The organism is Streptomyces sp. NBC_00236 (assembly GCF_036195045.1).
Classification (GTDB): domain Bacteria; phylum Actinomycetota; class Actinomycetes; order Streptomycetales; family Streptomycetaceae; genus Streptomyces.
Window position 1 is genome coordinate 6254510 of record NZ_CP108100.1, and the last position, 17987, is coordinate 6272496.

Consider the following 17987-nt stretch of genomic DNA (forward strand, 5'->3'; position numbering starts at 1 on the left):
CCAATGAGCGCCGAGGACCTCGAGAAGTACGAGACCGAGATGGAGCTGAAGCTCTACCGGGAGTACCGCGATGTCGTCGGTCTGTTCAAATATGTGATCGAGACCGAACGGCGCTTCTACCTCACCAACGACTACGAGATGCAGGTGCACTCGGTCCAGGGCGAGGTGTTCTTCGAGGTGTCCATGGCGGATGCCTGGGTCTGGGACATGTACCGGCCCGCACGTTTCGTCAAGCAGGTACGGGTCCTGACGTTCAAGGACGTCAACATCGAGGAGCTCAACAAGAGCGATCTCGAGCTTCCGGGTGGCTGAGTTCTCCACAACGGCCGAGTTGTCCACCAAGATCCACTAGTTGGGGGCGGACGCGTCACAGTCGGTGCCGGAGGTGGTGCCGATATGAACGCACGGGGGGCACTCGGGCGGTACGGCGAGGATGTGGCGGCACGGTTGCTGACCGATGCCGGCATGTCCGTACTGGAACGGAACTGGCGCTGTCGCGCCGGTGAGATCGACATCGTCGCTAAGGACGGTGACGCGCTCGTCATCTGCGAGGTGAAGACCCGCAGGGCGGGGGCCTTCGAGCACCCGATGGCCGCGGTCACACCGGTCAAGGCGGAACGCCTGCGGCGGCTGGCCGGGATCTGGCTGGCCGGGCGCGGCGGCCCGCCGCCCGGTGGGGTGCGGATCGACCTGGTCGGTGTGGTGCTGCCCAGGCGCGGTGCGCCGCTGGCCGAGCACGCGCGGGGGGTGGCCTGATGGCGTTCGCGCGGGCCTGCTCGGTCGCCCTCGTCGGTGTCGAGGGCGTGGTGGTGGAGGTCCAGGCGGACCTGGAGGCCGGGGTTGCCGCGTTCACCCTGGTGGGGCTGCCGGACAAGAGCCTGGTGGAGAGCCGGGACCGGGTCAGGGCGGCCGTGGTCAACTCCGGGGCGGAGTGGCCGCAGAAGAAGCTCACGGTGGGACTGTCGCCGGCCTCGGTACCCAAGGGGGGCTCGGGATTCGATCTCGCTGTCGCGTGCGCGGTGCTCGGTGCCGCCGAACGGATCGATCCCGCGTCGATCGCCGACGTGGTGATGATCGGGGAGCTGGGGCTGGACGGCAGGGTGCGGCCCGTGCGCGGGGTGCTGCCCGCCGTCCTGGCCGCGGCGGAGGCCGGATACCGGCAGGTGGTCGTGCCCGAGCAGACCGCAGGCGAGGCCGCACTGGTCCCCGGGGTCTCCGTGCTCGGGGTCCGGAGCCTGCGGCAGCTGATCGCCGTGCTCTGTGACGAGCCGGTGCCCGAGGAGACGGCCGCCCACGACGAGGGCCGCCCCGACACGATGCTGGCCGGTCTGATGGTGCCGGGTGCCGGCATGGGAACGGGGATCGCCCGGGGCTCGGCGCAGGGCGAGGGAAGCCGGCCGGATCTGGCGGACGTCGCGGGCCAGGAGCGGCCGCGCATGGCCCTGGAGGTCGCCGCGGCGGGCGGCCACCACCTCCTGCTGTCAGGACCGCCGGGCGCGGGCAAGACCATGCTGGCCGAGCGGCTGCCCGCCATCCTGCCGCCGCTGACCAGGCAGGAATCCCTTGAGGTGACCGCGGTGCATTCGGTGGCCGGCATCCTGCCGCCGGGCGAACCACTGGTCTCCCGGCCGCCCTACTGCGCCCCGCACCACTCGGCGACCATGCAGTCGCTGGTCGGCGGCGGCAACGGACTGCCGCGGCCCGGTGCGGTCTCGCTGGCGCATCGCGGGATTCTCTTTCTGGACGAGGCGCCGGAGTTCTCGGTGAGGGCGCTGGACGCGCTGCGCCAGCCGCTGGAGTCGGGGCACGTGGTGGTGGCCCGCAGCGCCGGTGTGGTGCGGCTGCCGGCCCGGTTCCTGATGATGCTCGCCGCGAACCCCTGCCCGTGCGGGCGGCACACCCTGAGCGGGGCCGGGTGCGAATGCCCGCCCTCGGCGGTCCGCCGGTACCAGGCCAGGCTCTCCGGGCCGCTGCTCGACCGGGTGGACCTGCGGGTGACCGTCGACCCGGTCAGACGCGAGGACCTGATGGGCCGCGGTGGCCGGGGCGAGTCGACGGAGACGGTCGCCGCCCGGGTGATCAGGGCCCGGGCGCGGACCGCGGAGCGGCTGGCCGGCACCCCGTGGACCACGAACAGTGAGGTGCCGGGGCATGAGCTGCGGACCCGGCTGGCCGCGGCACCGGGCGCGCTGATGGCGGCCGAGCGGGACATGGAGCGGGGCATGCTCACGGCGCGCGGTCTCGACCGGGTGCTGCGGGTGGCGTGGACGGTGGCGGATCTGCGCGGAGCCGACCGCCCGGACGCCTCGGACATCGGGGTGGCCCTGGAACTGCGCACCGGGATCCCGCGCGGGGCCCCGATGGGCGCGGGGGCGTCATGACGGGGCAGGGGACGGGGAACTGCCCGGACGCCGCCGGGGGAGCGGGCGGCTCGGGCGGGCCGCGAGGGCGGATGCCCGATGACCGGCGGGCGCCCGATGACCGGCGGATGCACGGTCGCACGGCTGGCCGCGACGGGGCGGGCGAGCGGGAACGGCTGGCCCGGGCGGCGCTGACCCGGGTCCTGGAGCCGGGTGACGTGCGCGGTGGGCGCTGGCTGCGGGAATGCGGTGGTACGGAGCTGATGCGGCGGATCACCACCCCGGACGGTTCGGCCGAGCAACTGACCGGGATGACGGCGAGACGGCTGGCCGGATACCGATTGCGGGCCCGGACGGCCGAGCCCGAGCGGGACCTGGCGGCGGCGGCCGCGGCCGGCGGACGCTTCGTCTGCCCCGGTGACCGCGAGTGGCCGAGCCAGCTGGACGACCTGGGCGACGCCCGGCCGACGGGGCTCTGGGTGCGGGGAAAGCCCGATCTGAGGCTGTGGGCGCTGCGCTCGGTCGCCGTCGTCGGGGCTCGCGCCTGCACACCGTACGGGGCCCACATGGCGACGGCCCTCGGCGCCGGGCTCGCGGAGCGGGGGTGGGTGGTCGTCTCGGGCGCGGCCTTCGGCGTCGACGGGGCGGCTCACCGGGGCGCCCTGGCAGCCGGCGGCGCGACGATGGCGGTGCTGGCCTGCGGGGTGGACGTCGCCTACCCCCGCGGTCACGCCGAACTGATCGGACGCATCGTCGAACAAGGACTCGTCCTCGGTGAACTGCCACCGGCCGATCACCCCACCCGCAGCAGATTCATCCTTCGGAACCGGGTGATCGCCGCGTTGACGCGGGGCACCGTCGTCGTCGAGGCCGAGTACCGCAGCGGTTCACTGGTCACGGCCCGATGCGCGCAACGGCTCGGCCGTCACACGATGGGAGTGCCGGGTCCCGCCACCAGCGGCCTGTCGGCAGGTGTCCACGAACTCCTGCGAGGCGAGGGCGTGCTGGTGACGGATGCCGCGGAAGTCGCCGAGATGGTGGGTGACATCGGGGATCTGGCTCCACCGAGGCGTGGTCCGATGCTGCCCCGCGACCACCTGGATCCCGTCTGCGGCAGGGTGCTTGACGCACTGCCGGCCCACGGCTCCGTCAACGGGCGGGAGGTGGCGCGAGCGGCGGCGACGAGTGAGGACGAGGCGCTCGGCAAACTGTACGAACTGCACTCACTGGGGTTCGTCGAACGCGAAGGCGACGGATGGAGGTTGACGAAGCGGCCCACATGCAATGGCGACGCGCGGCGAGGCGGTTCTTGACCTGGGGCATTCGGGTGAAAAGGTGATCCCGATGACCTCGGTGGATCCTTCGGTGGCGCTTCCGGGGCCGGCGCGTGACGCGGCGGCCCCGGACGTCCGTCATGTCCTCGCTCAGGTGCGCAGTCGTGTCCGCCGCCACGCCCCGCCCCATGTCCGTTCGCCGGGAAGCGCACAGCACCGATCCCCTATCCTGCGCGGACCGCGACACTTCAGTCACGCTACGCTCACAAGGATTCCGGCCCAGACGCAAGTCCCCCAGCACTTCACGGCAGAACGGCTCAAGGCACCACATGCCCCAGCACACCTCCGGGTCTGACCGCGCGGCAGTACCACCGGCTGCGCGTGGCACTGTGCGCCCGCCCGCTCCCTCCTCGCTCGACGAGTTGTGGCGTTCGTACAAGACCACGGGCGACGGGCGGTTGCGGGAACAGCTGATCCTGCACTACTCACCCCTGGTGAAGTACGTCGCGGGCCGGGTGAGTGTGGGTCTGCCGTCCAACGTCGAGCAGGCGGACTTCGTCTCCTCGGGCGTCTTCGGGCTGATCGACGCGATCGAGAAGTTCGACATCGAGCGCGCGATCAAGTTCGAGACGTACGCGATCACCCGCATCCGGGGCGCGATGATCGACGAACTGCGGGCGCTGGACTGGATCCCGCGCTCCGTACGCCAGAAGGCGCGCGCGGTGGAGCGCGCCTACGCCACCCTGGAGGCACAGCTCAGACGCACGCCCTCGGAGACGGAGGTCGCCGCCGAGATGGGCATCGCGCTGGAGGAACTGCACGCGGTTTTCAGCCAGTTGTCGCTCGCCAACGTCGTCGCGCTGGAGGAGCTGCTCCATGTGGGCGGTGAGGGCGGTGACCGGCTGAGCCTGATGGACACGCTGGAGGACACAGCCGCCGACAACCCGGTGGAAGTGGCCGAGGACCGTGAGCTCAGAAGGCTTCTCGCCCGCGCGATCAACACCCTCCCGGACCGTGAGAAGACGGTCGTGACGCTCTACTACTACGAGGGCCTCACCCTCGCCGAGATCGGCAACGTTCTCGGGGTCACCGAGAGCAGGGTCAGTCAGATCCACACCAAGTCGGTGCTGCAACTGCGCGCGAAGCTGGCCGACGCCGGCCGCTGAGACGGCGTACGGGACCCGGACCCCGCACCGGGCGGGCACCGGGCACCGGGCAGAGGTGAACAGGCGTAGGGCATAGGCGGACAGGCACCGGGCCAAGGCGAACGGGCCGGGCACCGGGCAGACGCGAACCGGCACCGGGCAGAGGCGAACAGGCGCCGGGCGGACTCCGGAGGGGTCCGAGTGGCGTGAACGGGCCGTGGGTGGCCCGGCAGGGACGCTTCGGCCAACCGATCAGGGCCGCCCGCACCCTCTCCGACACCGGCCGCCGTAGAGTGGTCGTGTGCCCAGGATTCGAGCGGCCTCCGTGGCCGAGCACCGGACCATGCAGCGCGGCGCCCTCCTGGACGCAGCGCGCTCCCTGCTGTCCGAGGGCGGCACGGAGGCCTTGACCTTCCCCGCCCTCGCCGAACGCACGGGCCTCGCACGGTCCTCCGTCTACGAGTACTTCCGTTCCCGCGCCGCCGTCGTCGAGGAGCTCTGCGCCGTCGACTTCCCCGTGTGGGCGGCGGAGGTCGAGAGCGCGATGGAGCGGGCGGGGACGCCCGAGGACAAGATCGAGGCGTACGTCCGGAGTCAGCTCGGCCTCGTCGGGGACCGTCGCCACCGGGCCGTCGTCGCGATCTCCGCGAGCGAACTGGACGCGGGTGCGCGCGAGAAGATCCGGGCGGCACACGGTGGTCTGATCACCATGATCGTGGAGGCGCTCGGCGATCTCGGACACGAGGAGCCCCGGCTGGCGGCCATGCTGCTCCAGGGCTCCGTGGACGCGGCGGTCCGGCGCATCGAGCTGAGCGTGGCGGAGGAACCGGCCGTGATCGCGGACACCGCCGTCGCGATGGTCCTGAACGGCGTCCGCGGCATCCGCGACGACCAGGGCTGACCGCCCGCGCCGCACGGGCCGGGCAGAGTGCTTCCTGTCGTCGTCAAGGCCTACGGGGGACCGGGTGCGGGCACGCCCCACACCGGCAGCAGCCGCGAGGGCCCGCGTCGCAGCAGGGACGGCGGCAGCAGAGACAGCGGGTCCAGATACGCCTCCGCACGCCGCAGGCCCCAGTGCAGACAGCCGGACGCGCAGTGGGACGCCCCGGCCGACATGATCGCCACCACCTGCCCCGCCGCGACCTCGTCGCCCTTCGCGACCAACGGGCGCACCGGCTCGTAGGTGGTCCGCAGCGGCGGATCGCCCGTCCCGGCCAGTTCGATCACGACCACTCCACGCCCCGCCACGCCGCCCGCGAAGGACACCCGGCCCGCCGCAGCCGCGAGGACCCGTGCGCCCGGTCCGGCGCCGAGGTCCACTCCGCGGTGTCCGCGCCCGTACTCGGTGGCCGGCGGCTCCCACCCCCGTACGACCTGGGGTCTGCCCTCCAGCGGCCAGCTCCGCCCACCGGCCGGATCCACCGGGGCGGCTGCACGTCCCTCCGCCGCACCCGGAGTCACCACCTCATCCGCATCCCCCAGCGGGCTCGGTGGTGGCCGCTGCGCCGCCCGGGCGTACAGCCCGCCGCATCCCATCGCGAGCAGTCCCACGAGCAGCAGACCCGAGACGGCCGTCACCGCGCGGCCGGCCGTCCGTCCGGAAACACGGGCCCGCCGCCCGGAAGTGCGGGCCGACCATCCGGAGGCGCGGCCCCGCGGCCCGGAAGTGCGGGCCGACCACCCGGAAACACGGGCCCGCCCGGAAGTGCGGGCCGACCACCCGGAGGCGCGGCCCCGCCGCCCGGAGCTGCCGGCCCGCCGCCCGCTCCCGCCGTCCGGCACACCGCGGCGCGCGGCAGGACGGCGACCGGACCGGATCCGCTGACAACGACGTTCCGATGTGAATCTCATGCCGTCCACCGTCCCCCGCCCCGGGGATCCGCGGGGATCATGGAGTGGATCTGTGGACTACCGGCCGGTTGTGGACAGCGCCGTCACCCGGCACCCGGCGGGTCCCGTACACTTCTTCTGGCGATCCGGGTCACCGGGTCGACTTCGCACGCCCCGCCACCTCCTTCTCTGCGGAGGTGGCCGCGCTCCTCGGTCCTTCGTGGCACGGCGCGTCGGGGCGTCAGGCGCGACAGCAAACCTGCGGTCGCGATAACCGAGCACCTCAAGGAGTACGGCCATGGCCGTCGTCACGATGCGGGAGCTGCTGGAAAGCGGCGTCCACTTCGGTCACCAGACCCGTCGTTGGAACCCGAAGATGAAGCGCTTCATCTTCACGGAGCGCAACGGCATCTACATCATCGACCTGCTCCAGTCGCTGTCGTACATCGACCGCGCCTACGAGTTCGTCAAGGAGACCGTCGCCCACGGCGGCTCCATCATGTTCGTGGGTACGAAGAAGCAGGCCCAGGAGGCCATCGCCGAGCAGGCGACGCGCGTCGGCATGCCGTACGTCAACCAGCGTTGGCTCGGTGGCATGCTCACCAACTTCTCCACCGTCTACAAGCGCCTTCAGCGTCTGAAGGAGCTCGAGCTCATCGACTTCGAGGACGTGGCCGCCTCCGGCCTCACCAAGAAGGAGCTCCTGGTTCTCTCCCGCGAGAAGGCCAAGCTGGAGAAGACCCTCGGTGGTATCCGCGAGATGCAGAAGGTGCCGAGCGCCGTCTGGATCGTCGACACCAAGAAGGAGCACATCGCCGTCGGTGAGGCGCGCAAGCTCCACATCCCGGTCGTCGCGATCCTCGACACCAACTGTGACCCCGACGAGGTCGACTACAAGATTCCGGGCAACGACGACGCGATCCGCTCCGTCACCCTGCTCACCCGCGTGATCGCCGACGCCGTCGCCGAGGGCCTCATCGCCCGCTCCGGCGCTGCGACCGGCGACTCGAAGCCGGGCGAGAAGGCCGCCGGCGAGCCGCTCGCCGAGTGGGAGCGCGACCTGCTCGAGGGCGACAAGAAGGCTGACGCCGAGGTCCAGACCTCCGCCGAGACCGAGAAGGTCGCCGACGCGGAGGCCGCTGAGGCTCCCGCCGAGGCCGCCGCTGCCGCCGAGGCCCCTGCGGCTGAGGCCCCCGCTGCCGAGGCTCCGGCCGCGGACGCCGAGCAGGCCTGACACCCGTCACGGCTGAAGACGGCGGGGGTCGGTGCCACAGGCACCGCCCCCGCCGTTCACCCGTAGATCTTTCAGACTTCGAGAGAGAAATACAGACTCATGGCGAACTACACCGCCGCTGACGTCAAGAAGCTCCGTGAGCTCACCGGCGCCGGCATGATGGACTGCAAGAAGGCGCTCGACGAGGCCGACGGCAACGTCGACGGAGCCGTCGAAGCCCTCCGTATCAAGGGCCAGAAGGGCGTCGCCAAGCGCGAAGGCCGTTCTGCCGAGAACGGCGCGGTCGTCTCCGTCGTCTCCGAGGACAAGACGTCCGGCGTTCTGCTCGAGCTGAAGTGCGAGACCGACTTCGTCGCCAAGGGTGACAAGTTCCAGGCCGTCGCCAACACGCTCGCCGCTCACGTCGCCGCGACCTCCCCGGCCGACATCGAGGCGCTCCTCGCCTCCGAGATCGAGCCCGGCAAGACCGTCCAGGCGTACGTGGACGAGGCCAACGCCAACCTTGGCGAGAAGATCGTCCTGGACCGCTTCGCGCAGTTCCAGGGTGCCTTCGTCTCCGTGTACATGCACCGCACCATGCCCGACCTGCCGCCGCAGATCGGTGTCATGGTCGAGCTGGACAAGGCCGACGCCGACCTGGCGAAGGGCATTGCCCAGCACATCGCCGCCTTCGCGCCGAAGTACCTGTCCCGCGAGGACGTTCCGGCCGAGGTCGTCGAGGCCGAGCGCCGCGTCGCCGAGGAGACCACGCGCGCCGAGGGCAAGCCCGAGGCCGCGCTCCCGAAGATCGTCGAGGGTCGCGTCAACGGCTTCTTCAAGGAGGCCACCCTCCTCGGCCAGCCGTACGCGCTGGACAACAAGAAGTCCGTCCAGAAGGTCCTGGACGAGGCCGGTGTCACCCTGAAGCGCTTCTCGCGCATCAAGGTCGGCATCTGAGTCCGTCCGCGAAAAACGGTGGACCCCGATAGGGTCTGGTGCAGTCGACGGCCGCACACCGCCGTACGACCGCAGATCTGACGAGGAGGCCATTGCCGCTGAGGGACACCAGACCCACCGGCAATGGCCTTCTTCGTATGTGCACGAGGAGAATCTCCATGAACAAGGGCGCGGACGCCGCAACAGGTGACCACAAGCGCGACGACGGCAAGGTGCGCGGACGCTTCATGCTGAAGCTGTCCGGAGAGGCGTTCGCCGGCGGCGGGGGTCTCGGTGTCGACCCCGACGTCGTGCACGCCATCGCCCGCGAGATCGCGGCCGTCGTCCGCGACGGTGCGGAAATCGCGATCGTCATCGGCGGCGGCAACTTCTTCCGCGGTGCCGAGCTCCAGCAGCGCGGCATGGACCGGGCCCGGTCCGACTACATGGGCATGCTCGGCACCGTCATGAACTGCCTCGCTCTCCAGGACTTCCTGGAGAAGGAGGGCATCGACTCCCGCGTCCAGACGGCCATCACCATGGGCCAGGTCGCGGAGCCTTACATTCCGCTGCGCGCGGTACGGCACCTGGAGAAGGGCCGCGTCGTCATCTTCGGCGCCGGCATGGGCATGCCGTACTTCTCCACCGACACCACCGCGGCACAGCGCGCCCTGGAGATCGACGCCGAGGCACTGCTGATGGGGAAGAACGGCGTGGACGGGGTCTACGACTCCGACCCGAAGACCAACCCCGGCGCGGTGAAGTTCGACGCGCTGGAGTACAGCGAGGTGCTCGCCCGCGATCTCAAGGTCGCCGACGCCACCGCCATCACGCTCTGCCGCGACAACCAGCTGCCGATCCTCGTCTTCGAGCTGACCACCGCGGGCAATATCGCCCGCGCCGTCAAGAGTGAGAAGATCGGCACGCTCGTGAGTGACCAGGGCACCCGGGCCTGACAACCGGGGGGACCGTACCGGGGCGACCCGGTGGGGTCCCGGGGGCGCAGGGGGCGCCCCCGAAGGATGGACAACGGCCTGCCGGTCGGACACCGTGCAGGTGAGGACGCGACGCAGGACCCGCAGGGCCCGAGCACGCCGGGCCCACTCAAGACACGCAGGAGCACGTGGTGATCGAAGAAACCCTCCTCGAGGCCGAGGAGAAGATGGAGAAGGCCGTCGTGGTCGCGAAAGAGGACTTCGCCGCGATCCGTACCGGCCGTGCGCACCCGGCGATGTTCAACAAGATCGTCGCCGACTACTACGGTGCGCTGACCCCGATCAACCAGCTCGCCTCGTTCTCGGTGCCCGAGCCCCGTATGGCCGTCGTGACGCCGTTCGACAAGACCGCGCTGCGCAACATCGAACAGGCCATTCGCGACTCGGACCTCGGCGTCAACCCGAGCAACGACGGCAATATCATCCGGGTGAACTTCCCGGACCTCACCGAAGAGCGCCGTCGCGACTACATCAAGGTCGCGAAGACGAAGGCCGAGGACTCCAAGATCTCGATCCGGGCCGTCCGCCGCAAGGCGAAGGAGACCCTGGACAAGCTGGTCAAGGACAAGGAGTCCGGCGAGGACGAGGTCCGCCGCGCCGAGAAGGAGCTCGACGACACCACCGCGAAGTACGTCGCGCAGGTGGACGAGCTGCTGAAGCACAAGGAAGCCGAGCTGCTCGAAGTCTGATGAACGACTCCTCCTGGGGCGTCCCGCAGGGCGTCGGTCATCGGGCTGCGCCCGAGATGCGGGCCGCTCCGGCGGGTCCTGCATACGATGTGCATGACGCCCAGCAGACTCGGCCCATGCCCATCGTGCCGGACGTTCCCGACGCAGGTAGAGACGCTGACGACCGTGATGACCGGAACCAGGGGGCCGGACGCCTGAGCGGCGGCCCCCTGTTCCGCGACGAGAAGCCGCAGGAGCCCATGTCCACCGCGCCACCACCCCCGCAGAAGAAACGTGCGGGCCGTGATCTGGGAGCCGCCATAGGGGTCGGCGTGGGGCTCGGTGCCGTCGTCGTCGCCTCGCTCTTCATCGTCAAGGCCGTCTTCGTCGGCGTGATCGTCGTGGCCGTCGTCGTGGGCCTGTGGGAGCTCACCTCGCGGCTGGAGGAGCGCAAGGGCATCAAGGCGCCCCTCGTGCCGCTCGCGATCGGTGGCGCGGCCATGGTCGTGGCCGGTTACGCGCGGGGTGCGGAGGGTGCCTGGATCGCCATGGCGCTGACCGCCCTGGCGGTGCTCGTCTGGCGGATGACCGAGCCGCCGGAGGACTACCTCAAGGACGTCACGGCCGGTGTCTTCGCCGCGTTCTACGTGCCGTTCCTGGCCACCTTCGTCGCCATGCTCCTGACCGCCGACGACGGGCCGCAGCGGGTCCTGACCTTCCTGCTGCTGACCGTGGTCAGCGACACGGGGGCGTACGCCGTCGGCTGGCGCTTCGGCAAGCACAAGCTCGCTCCGCGCATCAGCCCCGGAAAGACCCGCGAGGGCCTCTTCGGAGCCGTGGCCTTCGCGATGGTGGCCGGTGCGCTGTGCATGCAGTTCCTGATCGACGACGGCACGTGGTGGCAGGGCCTGCTGCTCGGCCTCGCGGTCGCCGCCAGCGCCACCCTCGGCGACCTGGGCGAGTCCATGATCAAGCGTGACCTCGGGATCAAGGACATGGGCACGCTCCTCCCCGGGCACGGCGGGATCATGGACCGGCTGGACTCCCTGCTGCCGACCGCACCGGTCGTCTGGCTGCTGATGGTGATTTTCGTCGGCTCCGGCTGAGAAGCTTGTGGGTCACCCATTCTGACCTGCGTTTTTATGAGTGAGGGTCCGTTGTCCACAGGGCGGCGGGCCCTCGCTGTTCTGTCTGCGACACTGGAAGAACCATGCCTAAGCCCGGAGAACTCACTTTCGTCGCGCCCCGCGGAGCCAAGAAGCCCCCGCGGCACCTCGCCGACCTCACGCCCGCCGAGCGCAAGGAAGCCGTCGCCGCGATCGGCGAGAAGCCGTTCCGCGCCCAGCAGCTCTCGCAGCACTACTTCACGCGGTACGCGCACGAACCGGCGGAGTGGACCAACATCCCGGCCGGATCGAGGGACAAGCTCGCCGAGGCGATGTTCCCCGATCTGATGTCCGTGGTCCGTCACATCAGCTGCGACGACGACACCACGCGCAAGACGCTCTGGAAGCTGCACGACGGGACGCTGGTCGAGTCCGTTCTGATGCGCTATCCCGAGCGCGTCACGATGTGCATCTCCTCGCAGGCCGGGTGCGGCATGAACTGTCCGTTCTGCGCCACCGGACAGGCGGGCCTCGACCGCAATCTGTCCACTGCCGAGATCGTCCACCAGATCGTCGACGGCATGCGGGCCCTGCGCGACGGTGACGTTCCGGGCGGGCCTGCCCGGCTGTCCAACATCGTCTTCATGGGTATGGGCGAGCCGCTCGCCAACTACAACCGTGTGGTCGGCGCGATCCGTCGGCTGACCGACCCCGAGCCCGACGGTCTCGGGCTCTCGCAGCGGGGGATCACGGTCTCCACCGTCGGCCTCGTGCCCGCGATGCTCCGGTTCGCCGACGAGGGCTTCAAGTGCCGTCTCGCCGTCTCGCTGCACGCCCCGGACGACGAGCTGCGTGACACCCTCGTGCCGGTGAACACCCGCTGGAAGGTCCGCGAGGTGCTGGACGCCGCGTGGGAGTACGCGGAGAAGTCCGGTCGTCGCATCTCCATCGAGTACGCGCTGATCCGCGACATCAACGACCAGGCCTGGCGGGGCGACCGGCTCGGCCGGCTGCTCAAGGGCAAGCGGGTCCACGTCAACCTGATCCCGCTGAACCCGACTCCCGGCTCGAAGTGGACCGCCTCGCGGCCCGAGGACGAGAAGGCGTTCGTCGAGGCGATCGCCGCTCACGGGGTGCCGGTCACCGTCCGGGACACCCGCGGCCAGGAGATCGACGGGGCCTGCGGGCAGCTGGCGGCATCCGAGCGCTGAGGGCCTCACGCACGGCCGAAACCGGCCGTGTAGCCTGGGCTCGAAATCAACTTCATATTCCGACAGGGGAGCGCCACAGCGCTGAGAGTGCGGCACCAAGGACAGGTTGGCCGCAGACCCTCTGAACCTCGCCCGGGTCATTCCGGGTAGGAAGTTCGGACCTTACTCAAGCTGTTGCGCCCTGCCCGCTTCCGGTTTCCACCGGGGCGGGCAGGGCCGCGTCTCTTCCTGGTCACTCCAGGAGGAATCACATGAGCACCACCAAGAAGATCGCGGTGACGGCCGTGGCCGCCGCACTCGGCGCCACCGCGCTGGCCGGCTGCGGAAGCTCCGAGGACTCGGCGTCCGGCTCCGGACCCACCGGGAACTCCGGCTCCAAGACGGTCACCCTCGTCAGCCACGACTCCTTCAACGCCTCCAAGGACGTGCTGAAGGCGTTCACCGCGGAGACCGGCTACACCGTCAAGGTACTGAAGAGCGGTGACGCCGGCGCCGCCCTCAACCAGGAGATCCTGACCAAGGGTTCGCCGCGCGGCGACGTGTTCTTCGGCGTCGACAACACCCTGCTCTCCCGCGCTCTCGACAACGGCCTGTTCACGCCGTACGAGGCCAAGGGTCTCGACCAGGTCGCGGCCGATGTCCAGCTGGACGCCGAAAAGCACCGGGTCACCCCGGTCGACACCGGCGACATCTGCATCAACTACGACAAGAAGTACTTCGCCGACAAGAAGCTCGCGCCGCCGAAGACCTTCGACGACCTGGCGAAGCCCGCGTACAAGGACCTCCTCGTCACCGAGAACGCGGCGACCTCCTCGCCCGGCCTCGGCTTCCTCCTCGGCACCGTGGCCACCTACGGCGAGGACGGCTACCAGGACTACTGGAAGAAGCTGAAGAGCAACGGCGTCAAGGTCGTCGACGGCTGGGAGCAGGCGTACAACGAGGAGTTCTCCGGCTCCGCCGGCGGCAAGAAGGCCAAGGCGGACCGGCCGCTCGTCGTCAGTTACGCCTCCAGCCCGCCCGTCGAGGTGCTGTACGCGGACCCGCAGCCGAAGACCGCCCCCACCGGCGTCGCCACCGGGACGTGCTTCCGCCAGATCGAGTTCGCCGGCCTGCTCGACGGAGCGAAGAACGAGGCGGGCGGCAAGGCCCTGCTGGACTTCCTGATCGGCAAGAAGTTCCAGGAGGACATGCCGCTCAACATGTTCGTCAGCCCGGTCACCAAGGGCGCGAAGGTGCCGGACCTCTTCACGAAGTTCGGTGCCACGGTCGACAAGCCGACGACCGTCGCCCCTGACGAGATCGCCAAGAACCGTGAGCAGTGGGTCCAGTCATGGTCCTCGCTCGTAGTGAAGTAGCGAAGACTCCCGTACGCGGACCGGGCGCGCGCGGGAGGTCCGCGCGCGCCCGGTCGCTGCACGGGGGAGCGGTGCGGCTCGGCCTGATGGCGGTGCCCGTCGCGTTCTTCGCGCTGTTCTTCGCCTACCCCGTCGTCGCGATCGTCGGACGAGGGCTCAAGGCCGACGGCGGGTGGCAGTTCGGGCGGTTCGGCGAGGTGCTGAGCCGGCCGGACATCCAGCACGTCCTCTGGTTCACGCTCTGGCAGGCCCTCGCCTCGACCGCCTTGACCCTGTTGATCGCGCTGCCCGGCGCGTACGTCTTCGCCCGGTTCGACTTCCCCGGCAAGCAACTGCTGCGGGCTGTCGTCACCGTGCCGTTCGTGCTGCCGACCGTCGTGGTCGGCACCGCGTTCCTCGCGCTGCTCGGCCGTGGTGGCTTTCTCGACGAGCTGTGGGGCGTACGGCTCGACACCACGGTGTGGGCGATCCTGCTCGCCCATGTCTTCTTCAACTACGCGGTCGTCGTGCGCACCGTCGGCGGACTCTGGTCGCAGCTCGACCCCCGGCAGGAGGAGGCCGCGCGGGTCCTGGGTGCCGGACGGTTCGCCGCCTGGCGCCGGGTCACCCTTCCCGCGCTCGGTCCCGCCGTGGCCGCTGCCGCGCTGATGGTCTTCCTCTTCACCTTCACCTCCTTCGGCGTCGTCCAGATCCTCGGCGGCCCCGGCTTCTCCACGCTGGAGGTGGAGATCTACCGGCAGACCGCACAGCTGCTCGACCTGCCCACCGCCGCCGTGCTGACCCTGGTGCAGTTCGTCGCGGTCGGCGCCGTCCTCGCCGTGCACGCGTGGACCGTGCGGCGCCGGGAGACCGCGCTGAAGCTCGTCGACCCGGCACAGACGGCCCGTCGGCCGCGCGGCACGGGGCAGTGGGCGCTGCTCGGCGGGGTACTGCTGACCGTGCTGGCGCTGATCCTGCTGCCGCTCGCCGTCCTGGTGGAGCGGTCGCTCGACGTGTCCGGCGGGCACGGATTCGCCTTCTATCGTGCGCTCGGATCGGCAGAGGCGAACAGCGGTACGTTCCTGGTCGCCCCCATCGAGGCGATCGGGAACTCGCTGCGTTACGCCCTGGTCGCCACCCTGATCGCCCTGGTCGTCGGGGGGCTGGCCGCGGCGGCCCTGACCAGGAAGGCGGGCCGGCTCGTCCGGGGGTTCGACGCGCTGCTGATGCTGCCGCTCGGCGTCTCCGCCGTCACCGTCGGCTTCGGCTTCCTGATCACCCTCGACGAACCGCCGCTGGATCTGCGCACCTCCTGGATCCTGGTGCCGCTCGCGCAGGCCCTGGTCGGGGTGCCCTTCGTGGTACGCACCATGCTGCCGGTCCTGCGAGCGGTGGACGAACGGCTGCGCGAGGCGGCCGCGGTGCTCGGTGCCTCGCCGTGGCGGGCCTGGCGGGAGGTGGACCTGCCGCTGGTGCGCCGGGCGCTGCTGGTCGCGGCGGGCTTCGCGTTCGCCGTGTCGCTCGGCGAGTTCGGCGCCACGGTCTTCATCGCACGGCCCGACAACCCGACGCTCCCGGTGGCCGTCTCCCGGTTGCTGGGCCGGTCCGGGGAGCTCAACTACGGCCAGGCGATGGCCCTCAGCACCATTCTGATGCTCGTGTGCGCGGTCTCGCTGCTGCTGCTCGAACGTATCCGCACCGACCGATCCGGGGAGTTCTAGGGATGCTGACACTCGAATCGGCCACCGTGCGCTTCGGCGACCGCGCGGCGCTCGATGCCGTGGACCTGGAGGTCGCGGAACACGAGATCGTCTGCGTTCTCGGGCCCAGCGGCAGCGGGAAGTCCACGCTGCTGCGGATCGTCGCCGGACTCCAGCAGGCCGACGGCGGACGGGTGTTGCTCGACGGCGCGGACCAGGACGGCGTTCCGGTGCACCGGCGCGGCCTCGGCCTGATGTTCCAGGACCACCAGCTCTTCCCGCACCGCGACGTCGGCGCCAACGTCGCCTTCGGGCTGCGGATGCACGGTGTGAAGCGCACCGAGCAGGACCGCAGGGTGGCCGAACTCCTCGACCTGGTGGGCCTGCCCGGCGCCGAACGGCGCGCCGTCGCCGCGCTCTCGGGAGGGGAACAACAGCGCGTCGCCCTCGCCCGGGCCCTGGCCCCCCGCCCCAAACTGCTCATGCTGGACGAGCCCCTGGGCCAGCTGGACCGCAGTCTGCGCGAACGCCTCGTCGTCGAACTGCGCACGCTCTTCGGCCGTCTGGGGACGACGGTGCTCGCCGTCACCCACGACCAGGGCGAGGCCTTCGCGCTCGCCGACCGCGTCGTCGTGATGCGGGACGGACGCATCGCCCAGGTGGGCACCCCCCTGGAGGTCTGGCAGCGCCCCGCGTCCGCCTTCGTCGCCCGGTTCCTCGGCTTCGACAACGTGGTGGACGCGACGGTCACCGGTGAGGTCGCGGCTACCGACTGGGGCAAGGTGCCGGTGCCGGCCGGATCGCCGCAGGGGGCCTGCGATCTACTGGTCCGGCCGGCCGGGGTCCTCATCGGCGGCCCGCAGGACGGTCTGCGCTGCACCGTGGGCGCGCGCACCTTCCGCGGCAACCACGTCGCGGTGAAACTGCACCCGGAGCGCGGCCCCGTCCTGGACGCGGCGTGCGCGCTGAACGGCACTCCGGACGAGGGCGCACAGGTCGGCGTCACCTTCGCAGCGGCGGAGAGCGTCGTGCTGCCCGCTGTGCGGTGACGCGGCGCGGGTTCTAAGCCGCCGAAAGCCGCGCAAGCGCCCCCGGCGCCTCCTCGACCGTGTCCACGAGCGCGATGCGCGACTCCATCGGCCGGCCCGCCGCGAGGGCCCGGAGCAGCGGCCAGGCGGGCAGCTCACGCGTCCAGTGGTCACGGCCGACCAGCACCATCGGGGACGGCTCGCCGCGGGACCCGTAGTAGTTCGGGGTGGTGCTGTCGAAGATCTCCTGGACGGTGCCGGCCGCGCCCGGCAGGAAGACGACTCCCGCGGTCGAGCGGGCCAGCAGACCGTCCTCGCGCAGGGCGTTGGCGAAGTACTTGGCGATGTGGCCCGCGAACGGGTTCGGCGGCTCGTGGCCGTAGAACCAGGTGGGGATCGACACGGACCCGCCGCCGCCCGGCCACTGCTCCCGCACGGCGAATGCCGCCAGCGCCCAGTCGGTGACCGAGGGGGTGAACGAGGGGACCGTGCCCAGGAGTTCGCAGGCCTTGTCCAGCATCGCGTCGGGGTGCGGGGCCGCGTAGGCGCCGAGGTTCGCCGCCTCCATCGCGCCCGGGCCGCCGCCGGTGGCCACCGTCAGGCCGCTGCGGGCCAGGGTCCTGCCGAGGCGGGCCGCGGCCGTGTACGGGGCACTGCCGCGGGGTGTCGCGTGGCCGCCCATCACGCCGACGACCCGTTCCCCGACGAGGAGTTCGTCCAGCGCGTCGGAGACCGCGTCGTCGTGGAGCGCTCGCAGCATCGAGGCGAAGGCGTCCCCGTCCGAGCGGGTGCGGCAGAACCAGCGGTAGGCGCGGGCGTCGGGCGTGGCCTCGTAACCGCCCTGCGCGAGCCCGTCGTAGAGGGCGCCGGGGGAGTACAACAGGCCGCGGTACGGGTCGAAGGGGAGACCGGGTACCGGAGGGAAGACGAACGCGCCGTCGGCCCGTACCTTCTCGGCGGCCCCGGGCTCCATCCGACAGCCGAGGAAGACGGCGCCGGAGGTGTCGGTGGTCAGCAGCGCCGCGCTGCGCCCGGTCAGGTCGACGGACTGGACGCGGTGTCCGGTCAGCGGGCCGGCCGCGACCGCCGCGTCGAACTCGGCGAGCGTCTCGATCTCGACGCCGGGCGCGGGGATGCTCTCTCGCGGGTTCTGCACACCGCCATGCTACGGACCGGCCGGGGAACAC

The 17987-nt window shown here is 70.8% G+C and carries 17 protein-coding genes; 15 read left to right on the top strand and 2 right to left on the bottom strand.

Translation table 11 applies throughout. The features are described 5' to 3' along the window. Positions 1-3 precede the first annotated feature (3 nt). The 6 genes from OG446_RS28100 (at position 4) to OG446_RS28125 (ending at position 5680) form a co-directional block, all read left to right on the top strand. On the top strand, positions 4-312 hold the full coding sequence (locus OG446_RS28100) for a DUF2469 domain-containing protein (protein WP_003965949.1): 309 nt from the start codon (positions 4-6) through the stop codon (positions 310-312). Positions 313-396: 84 nt separating this feature from the next. Then, on the top strand, positions 397-756 hold the full coding sequence (locus tag OG446_RS28105) for a YraN family protein (RefSeq protein WP_328896622.1): 360 nt from the start codon (positions 397-399) through the stop codon (positions 754-756). After that, positions 756-2381: a YifB family Mg chelatase-like AAA ATPase gene (locus OG446_RS28110; RefSeq protein ID WP_328896623.1), complete on the top strand. Its 1626-nt coding sequence runs from the start codon at positions 756-758 to the stop codon at positions 2379-2381. The genes OG446_RS28105 and OG446_RS28110 overlap by 1 nt, the downstream gene beginning before the upstream one ends. A gap of 107 nt (positions 2382-2488) precedes the next feature. Continuing rightward, positions 2489-3673: a DNA-processing protein DprA gene (gene dprA, locus OG446_RS28115; RefSeq protein ID WP_328896624.1), complete on the top strand. Its 1185-nt coding sequence runs from the start codon at positions 2489-2491 to the stop codon at positions 3671-3673. 290 nt (positions 3674-3963) lie between these two features. After that, entirely contained in the window at positions 3964-4800 is an 837-nt protein-coding gene (gene whiG, locus OG446_RS28120; RefSeq protein ID WP_328896625.1) for an RNA polymerase sigma factor WhiG, read from the top strand. Positions 4801-5104: 304 nt separating this feature from the next. Then, positions 5105-5680 carry a TetR/AcrR family transcriptional regulator gene (locus tag OG446_RS28125; protein WP_328898437.1) on the top strand — a complete coding sequence of 192 codons (576 nt, stop codon included), beginning with the start codon at positions 5105-5107 and terminating at the stop codon, positions 5678-5680. 50 nt (positions 5681-5730) lie between these two features. On the opposite strand, the gene OG446_RS28130 is transcribed toward OG446_RS28125, so the two are convergent. Continuing rightward, a complete protein-coding gene (locus OG446_RS28130) occupies positions 5731-6357 on the bottom strand; it encodes a M23 family metallopeptidase (RefSeq protein WP_328896626.1) in 627 nt (208 codons plus the stop codon). A gap of 550 nt (positions 6358-6907) precedes the next feature. Between OG446_RS28130 and rpsB the strand changes: the two genes are divergently transcribed. From rpsB to OG446_RS28175, 9 genes are all read left to right on the top strand, one after another. Further along, positions 6908-7843, top strand: coding sequence for a 30S ribosomal protein S2 (rpsB, locus tag OG446_RS28135; RefSeq protein WP_328896627.1), 936 nt, complete (start codon positions 6908-6910; stop codon positions 7841-7843). 99 nt (positions 7844-7942) lie between these two features. Then, positions 7943-8779 carry a translation elongation factor Ts gene (tsf, locus tag OG446_RS28140; protein WP_328896628.1) on the top strand — a complete coding sequence of 279 codons (837 nt, stop codon included), beginning with the start codon at positions 7943-7945 and terminating at the stop codon, positions 8777-8779. 158 nt (positions 8780-8937) lie between these two features. Continuing rightward, a complete protein-coding gene (gene pyrH, locus OG446_RS28145; protein ID WP_148021169.1) occupies positions 8938-9714 on the top strand; it encodes a UMP kinase in 777 nt (258 codons plus the stop codon). A gap of 170 nt (positions 9715-9884) precedes the next feature. Continuing rightward, positions 9885-10442, top strand: coding sequence for a ribosome recycling factor (gene frr / locus OG446_RS28150; RefSeq protein WP_024488459.1), 558 nt, complete (start codon positions 9885-9887; stop codon positions 10440-10442). Then, positions 10442-11527 carry a phosphatidate cytidylyltransferase gene (locus OG446_RS28155; protein ID WP_328896629.1) on the top strand — a complete coding sequence of 362 codons (1086 nt, stop codon included), beginning with the start codon at positions 10442-10444 and terminating at the stop codon, positions 11525-11527. Before frr ends, OG446_RS28155 begins: the two co-directional genes overlap by 1 nt. Before the next feature lie 104 nt (positions 11528-11631). Beyond that, positions 11632-12738, top strand: coding sequence for a 23S rRNA (adenine(2503)-C(2))-methyltransferase RlmN (gene rlmN, locus OG446_RS28160; RefSeq protein WP_326657604.1), 1107 nt, complete (start codon positions 11632-11634; stop codon positions 12736-12738). A 251-nt stretch (positions 12739-12989) separates the two neighbouring features. After that, entirely contained in the window at positions 12990-14093 is a 1104-nt protein-coding gene (locus tag OG446_RS28165; RefSeq protein ID WP_328896630.1) for a thiamine ABC transporter substrate-binding protein, read from the top strand. 86 nt (positions 14094-14179) lie between these two features. Beyond that, complete coding sequence (locus OG446_RS28170; RefSeq protein WP_328898438.1) at positions 14180-15793, top strand: ABC transporter permease; 1614 nt, start codon at positions 14180-14182, stop codon at positions 15791-15793. 2 nt (positions 15794-15795) lie between these two features. Beyond that, the gene (locus OG446_RS28175) at positions 15796-16821 is read left to right on the top strand and encodes an ABC transporter ATP-binding protein (protein WP_328896631.1); all 1026 of its coding nucleotides are present in this window, start codon (positions 15796-15798) and stop codon (positions 16819-16821) included. Between the two features lie 13 nt (positions 16822-16834). On the opposite strand, the gene OG446_RS28180 is transcribed toward OG446_RS28175, so the two are convergent. Continuing rightward, positions 16835-17956 carry an LOG family protein gene (locus tag OG446_RS28180; protein WP_328896632.1) on the bottom strand — a complete coding sequence of 374 codons (1122 nt, stop codon included), beginning with the start codon at positions 17954-17956 and terminating at the stop codon, positions 16835-16837. Positions 17957-17987: the final 31 nt, after the last annotated feature.